The organism is Methanoregula sp., from assembly GCF_002835825.1.
Classification (GTDB): Archaea; Halobacteriota; Methanomicrobia; order Methanomicrobiales; family Methanospirillaceae; genus Methanoregula.
Genome location: NZ_PIZH01000110.1, coordinates 1 through 6,080 on the forward strand (window position 1 = coordinate 1; position 6,080 = coordinate 6,080).

Consider the following 6,080-nt stretch of genomic DNA (forward strand, 5'->3'; position numbering starts at 1 on the left):
TATAAAGGTATGTTTTTTTCAATAATCACAAATTCTTTATTTTAATTATAATAATCGTAAAAATAGGTGAATATGCAGCCCCGTTAGGACTTTCACGCTAATAGGAGGTCGCAATTCTCTTCACCCCAAGTTGCAAGGCTGATGCAGGGAAGAAATAGGGAAAATGGGGGACGGGTTTCCATCACGGGGGCAGGGGAGATTTAATATAACAATTAGTGCCGGTGACGGAAGAACCCGGCAATGACAATGCCACCGGCCAGCATGGTGCATACCAGCAGGGGGTCCGGCCCGGGTGCATAGGTCTGTTTTTTTACCGGGGTGGCTTTCGTAACTGAACTCTCTGTTGGTACCGGGGTGATCTCCAGCACAACCACTTCGGGCTCCGGTGTGGTGACAGCGGTAGGTTCAGGGGCAGGAACCACGACCATCGCAGTCTTCTTCACCAGTTTCCCGTACACGGTCTTTGCTGCGGGATCCAGCTCCTGCAGCCGGAGCACAATAATTTCCCCGGTCTGGTCGAAATCAGGCACGGTACCGGTCAGGGCAACATCAACGGTGAACTGCTTTTTTGAAAAACTCAGGTCCCACCCGTCAAGCCGCACTTGGGCGGACTGCCTGTCGGCAAGCCGCGTGGTCAGCGGCTCGTCGTTCACTTCTTCGGTCTTTACGACCACCCAGTGCGGATCCGCAAGATCGGTGTACATGACAAGGGAATTATCTGACGCAAAGGTCTTTCCGGTATCGAATGAACTAAAACTCATGGAATATCCTGCACTCACCTTACTGCCCGGCTGGAGTTCCGCTCCCTCAGAAGGGCCGGTCCAGCCGGAAAATGTCCATGCCGATACCGGCATGATAACGAGGAGAACGGCAAGGGCTGCGAAAGCAAATCGGAAAAAAACCGGTGACTCATTCATACGTCTTTCAATGACCGGAAAACAAAATAAAGATACCGGTATGGCCCGACGGCGCGTTATCGGCGAATACAGGGTTTTTCTCAAGAGTGCCTGCAACGGACGTCGTTTCCCTGCCTCACGTTTATTAGCATCACCGGCGCAATGGATGTAAAAGCATTCCTCCGGCCGCCAGCTGGTCCTGCGGGGCATCTTCCGGGGGAGAAGAGAATAACAAGCCGGCTCTTTCGGATACCACCCCCAAAACTTCCGTGATTCCCCATGTCGTCTTCCCGGTTCCCCCTGCCACACTGCAGCGTCAGGACAAAGATCCTGGCCTTATTTTTGGCACTCTCCCTCATCACGCTCATCGTCATGGGATACGTGGCGCTCTTCACCATCGGCAGCCTTGCAAAGACGGCAGAGTCCGGCAGTTTCCGGCAGGGAGAGCAGGCAGTAGATATGGCCACGGCAGCCCTGCAACAGTCCGCTGAGCAGTATCTCCTCCAGGCAGCATCCGACCAGGCAGCAATCGCCGGGACGCTCTTCAACGATACCGAGACGGAACTCAACCTCCTCTCCGTGCAGGCAATCACCCTGCAGGGAAATCCCCCACTCCTGCCGGTGATTCGCTCCTCCGGTCGGGATACTCCCCCGGCAGATCCCCGCGACGCAACACTGTTCCTTTTCAGCCCGGGGAGTACAGTAACCACGGATTCGGAGGAGTTCAGTAAATCCGCAGGCATGGACGACCTCTTACAAGGCATGTACGTCACCGATTCGGACCTTGTCTCAGTTTTTCTTGCAACCGATTCCGGCATCCTGCGCTCGTATCCGTGGGAGAACACGGAAGTGGAAACCTATGATCCCCGCACCCGTGCCTGGTTCACCGGGGCAAAGGGCACAAACGGCGTTTACTGGTCCAAGCCCTACGTGGACTCATTCGGCCACGGGCTGGTGGTTACCTCGTCAAAAGCCATTACTACGCCCTACGGGGCATGGGTTATCGGGAGCGATGTGCGGGTGGATGTGATCAACCGGGAGTTCCTGAACAACACGCTTGGGGGACGGGGCTATGCTGTCCTCATTGATAACAGCGGCGATATCATCAGCCGGCCGCAGCTTGCTGCCGTCGATCACCGCTGGGATCAGCCATTCCCGCAGGACAACGTGTTCGCGACCCAGGATCCGGCACTCAGGGCTGCCGGGAAAAACATGACAGAGGGCAGGACCGGAGTCGAAAGGGTGCAGTTCAACGGTGTTGATACCTTCGTTGCCTATGCCCCGATCCCATCCCAGAACTGGAGTGTTGCCGTGTGCCTGCCGGTGAGCGAGGTGACCGCCCCTATCGACCAGACCCGTGCCGGCATTACAACATCGAGCCGGGAAACCGAGGCGTTGATTGCCGAACAGTCGGATCACGTGAAGCTCATCTTCTCCCTGCTCTCCGGCCTTCTCCTCATCGTCGTCATCGCCCTCTCCGTGGCCCTGTCCAAAGCAATTACCCGTCCTGTCGATACCCTGCGGCAGGCAACGCAGGCCATCGGGAAAGGTGACCTTGCATACCGCGTGGAGCTCAGGACAGGGGATGAGTTCGAGGAGCTTGCAGATTCCTTCAACCACATGGCCGCGGATCTCCGCCATACCATTGACGATCTTCAGCGCACCACAGCCGAGAAGGAGCGCTATGCAAGCGAGATGGAGATCGCACGGGAAATCCAGCAGACATTCCTTCCTGAGACAATACCGGAAATCCCGGGCTTCGAGATTGCTGCAACAACAATCCCGGCAATGGAGATCGGGGGAGATCTCTATGACTTCATACCCCAGAAAAACGGCAGCATGGGCTTTGTCATCGCTGACGTCTCGGGCAAGGGTGTGAGTGCCGCCCTGTACATGGCCCTGTGCCGGACCCAGATCCATACCTGCGGGACAGGGACCATGGAGCCCGCAGAAGCGATTGACCAGGCAAACAGGCTGATCTATGACGAGGGCAGGTCAAGCATGTTCATCACGGTCTTCTATGCAGTACTCGATCCTCGCACGATGACGCTCTCCTACGTAAACGCCGGTCACAACCCCCCGCTGCTGATCCGGGGCGACCCGCCGCTTGGGCAGATGTTCGAAGGCAAGGGGATTGCGCTCGGGGTAATTGACGACACCCGGGCAAAGCCCTGGACACTCCCGCTCCGGCACGGGGACCTCATCATAATGTACACGGATGGCGTAACGGAGGCGTTCAATGAACGTGACGAGTATTACAGCGAGGAAAGAATGATGGACGTCATAACCAGGAACCGCAACCTCCCGGCCCGGGAGATCGGCGAGGCCCTCATTGAGGATATCAGGTTATTTGCAGGGTCTGCACCCCAGTCTGACGACATCACCTTCATCCTCGTGAAAGTCAGGTAACCATGCAGCCCTTCATCCGGTAGATGAGGGGGCACTGTTCACAGGAGGCCGGGATCAGACATGACGTGCAGAAGGCCTCGCCCCGCCACAAAGGTATTTATCGTTGCCATGGTTGCATTGCATCACAAGTCCATATGAAGGGAACTCTTCTGATGAAACTTTATCCGTCATTACCACCTCATCCCGGGCGGCATTGTCATCAATCGTGGCAACGAGCATTTCCAGGGATGAGAGCGGGTAATGGTCCCTGAGCTGCACGAGGAGTTCTTCGATCAACTCCCGTCGCCCCCTGCCGGAACGGGCGCACTCGTTGTCACACCAGTAACTGGATAGGCATGTCTCCGCATGGTAAGCGTGGACCTGATTTTCCAGTTCCACGAGCAGGAGGTCGCGATACACCTGCCCGTACCTGACGAGCAAAACATCGAGTTCCTCTGCGACACGGTGGAATTCTTCTACAAGAGCGGTCTTTTCAGCCATTGAAAGGGGGGAAGAAACCAGCAGATCCCGTACCCTGCATTTCTCAGTAAACGGGGCTCCCGCATGCCAGGAGCAGGGATCAGATGGTGCAGAGATATTCCGGGCAGTCTCGCGGACCGACTGCCTGAACAGGGTAAGCTGGTCCTTGAGGAAATCGGCAGAGGGAGTGTCCATGGGTGTTCCTGCTCGAGTCGGGTGAATGGGGCAGAGGTCCGGCAATGAAGACCGGTTGAAGCAAGTACTATGTGTCATTTCTTTTTAAAAAACATCCCGTGCGACAGGATGCATAAACTGCGGAAGGACTGACGGGGAATTGCTTTATGCCCGTTAACCGCATAGTGATCCAGCAGTACTATGACGCACGGATGCGCAGACGATCCGACCGGCGGGGCGTCCCTTGCCGAAAAACTGAAGACGGTCCGGACGAGCCTGATCGTTGACTTCATTCTCTGGATTCCCGATGTGGCTGCCGCGATCCTCTCCGGTTCCATCGTTCTTCTTGCCGATGCACTGAAGTGTGCAAACGAGATAATCGCCACCTTCTTTGCCTGGCTGACCCTCCGCAAGATTTCGCGGGGCGGCGCAGGTTCCTATGATTACGGACTGGGTAAATTCGAGACCACCACGTCCATCATCACGGGCGGGGTCATGTTCGTCTCCCTCATCCTTGTCTTCTTCACTGCAGTCCACCGGCTCATCATCCCCGAGGAACTGGTGGTTGAAGGGGCGTACCTCGGTATCGTGCTCATGGTCATCGGCGTCTGCATGAACAGCTGGCTCTGGAGGAAGAACTACCGGCTATACCAGGTATCCCCGTCGCCCATTATTGATTCACAGTGGAGGCTCTTCCGGACCAAGGCCTTCTCGGATTTCTCGGTCCTCTGCGCTCTGATCGCAACACTTGCCTTCTCACACTACCACTGGTCCCTCTACATCGATCCGCTCGCGTCCTTCATCATTGCCGGCTTTCTCCTCACGTCGGGTTACCGGGTTATCTCAACATCGCTCCCCGACCTTCTCGACAAAACGCTGGACGAGAACCTCCAGATGGTCATTGTCTGCCACCTTGCGGAATTCTTCGACGATTACACCGCGCTCCACGGGGTCCGTTCACGGAGGTCCGGTACTAATGTCTATATCGAGATCTTCCTTGAATTCGACGGGAACAAAACGATGTCCGAGGTCCAGGCAAGCATTAACCGGATTCGGGAATCCCTGGAGCGTAACATCCCGAAGAGCTCGGTGAGTATTGTTCCAACTGACCACCCGGTCCAGAACAGCATGCAAGCCGGCCCGGCAGCTCCCCCGGATCCAGGATCCTGATCATCCCCTTTTTTTTTAAAAGAACCACACCGGGACTGCACACCGGGCGCTCACACTGTGCGGTGAGAGAACACAGGCCCGTGCAGTCACAAGGTCCTTACTCTGCTGCCGGAATACCCAAAGCCGGCGGTTCCAGAATCCCGGCTCTAAATCCGGGGCTGCTGCTGGGTGGCACAATGGAAGGTGCCAAATCCTTCGACCATGGCACGGGCTAAAATCCCGATCACTGTCCGGTCCGGGAAGATTGTTCGCAGGATGTCCAGCGCAACGGCATCCTGCGGATCATTGAAGACCGGCACGATAACGACACTGTTGCCAATATAGAAGTTCGTGTAACTTGCGGGATAGCGCTGCCCTTCTGCATCCTCCACCCGCCCCGGCATTGGCAGACGGATGACCGTGAGAGGCGTGCCGTTCTCTGTGGTTGACCGTAAGAGGATCTCATAATTTTCGTGAAGCGGCGCATAGTTCACATCGGTTGTGTCCGTCTCATAAGCGCAGACAACGGTCGAAAGCCCGACAAACCGGGCAATATCATCGATATGCCCATCAGTGTCGTCCCCTTCAATCCCCTTGTTGAGCCAGATGACCTTCTCTGCCCCGAGATACTGAGAGAGCATGCCTTCGATCTCCCTTTCGGAAAGCGAGGGATTGCGGTTGGGATTGAGGAGGCATGCCCGGGTGGTGAGGAGTGTTCCCCTACCATTGGTGTCAAACGATCCTCCTTCCATGACAATCCCCGGTTCAAACAGCGGCAGGCTGAGCCGGCGGTTCATGTGAAGCGGGATTTTTCCATCCTGGAACTGGTCCTCGTACTTGCCGCCCCAGGCATTGAATTCCCACCGGACCATGGCGAGTTTCTTCAGGGCACGGCTGACGACAAAGGTCGGACCGTAATCGCGGATCCAGACGTCCGAGTACCCGGTGGTATGGAGCGTTACCCGGTCAAAATCAATGCCCATCTCCTTTAAC

General features: G+C 56.2%; 5 protein-coding genes. 2 read left to right on the forward strand and 3 right to left on the reverse strand.

Annotated elements, in window-relative coordinates; genetic code table 11:
* Positions 1–212: 212 nt before the first annotated feature.
* The gene (locus tag CW742_RS05550; protein WP_292417620.1) at positions 213–761 is read right to left on the reverse strand and encodes a hypothetical protein; all 549 of its coding nucleotides are present in this window, start codon (positions 759–761) and stop codon (positions 213–215) included.
* Positions 762–1,175: 414 nt separating this feature from the next.
* On the opposite strand from CW742_RS05550, the gene CW742_RS05555 reads away from it, so the two are divergent.
* The gene (locus CW742_RS05555) at positions 1,176–3,305 is read left to right on the forward strand and encodes a SpoIIE family protein phosphatase (protein WP_292417623.1); all 2,130 of its coding nucleotides are present in this window, start codon (positions 1,176–1,178) and stop codon (positions 3,303–3,305) included.
* A 54-nt stretch (positions 3,306–3,359) separates the two neighbouring features.
* Here CW742_RS05555 and CW742_RS05560 read toward each other — a convergent pair whose 3' ends face one another.
* The gene (locus tag CW742_RS05560; protein ID WP_292417626.1) at positions 3,360–3,959 is read right to left on the reverse strand and encodes a hypothetical protein; all 600 of its coding nucleotides are present in this window, start codon (positions 3,957–3,959) and stop codon (positions 3,360–3,362) included.
* Between the two features lie 180 nt (positions 3,960–4,139).
* Here CW742_RS05560 and CW742_RS05565 point away from each other — a divergent pair, with 180 nt between their 5' ends.
* Positions 4,140–5,108 (forward strand): cation diffusion facilitator family transporter, encoded by a 969-nt coding sequence (locus tag CW742_RS05565; RefSeq protein WP_292417628.1) that lies wholly within the window; start codon positions 4,140–4,142, stop codon positions 5,106–5,108.
* 146 nt (positions 5,109–5,254) lie between these two features.
* Here CW742_RS05565 and CW742_RS05570 read toward each other — a convergent pair.
* On the reverse strand, positions 5,255–6,080 hold an 826-nt coding region (locus CW742_RS05570), incomplete at its 5' end, for an agmatine/peptidylarginine deiminase (protein ID WP_292417630.1).

Coding starts and splice junctions, on each gene's coding strand:
- CW742_RS05555 (WP_292417623.1), top strand. CDS start 1,176: ATGTCGTCTTCCCGGTTCCCCCTGCCACACTGCAGCGTCAGGACAAAG.
- CW742_RS05550 (WP_292417620.1), bottom strand. CDS start 761: ATGAGTTTTAGTTCATTCGATACCGGAAAGACCTTTGCGTCAGATAAT.
- CW742_RS05560 (WP_292417626.1), bottom strand. CDS start 3,959: ATGGACACTCCCTCTGCCGATTTCCTCAAGGACCAGCTTACCCTGTTC.
- CW742_RS05565 (WP_292417628.1), top strand. CDS start 4,140: ATGACGCACGGATGCGCAGACGATCCGACCGGCGGGGCGTCCCTTGCC.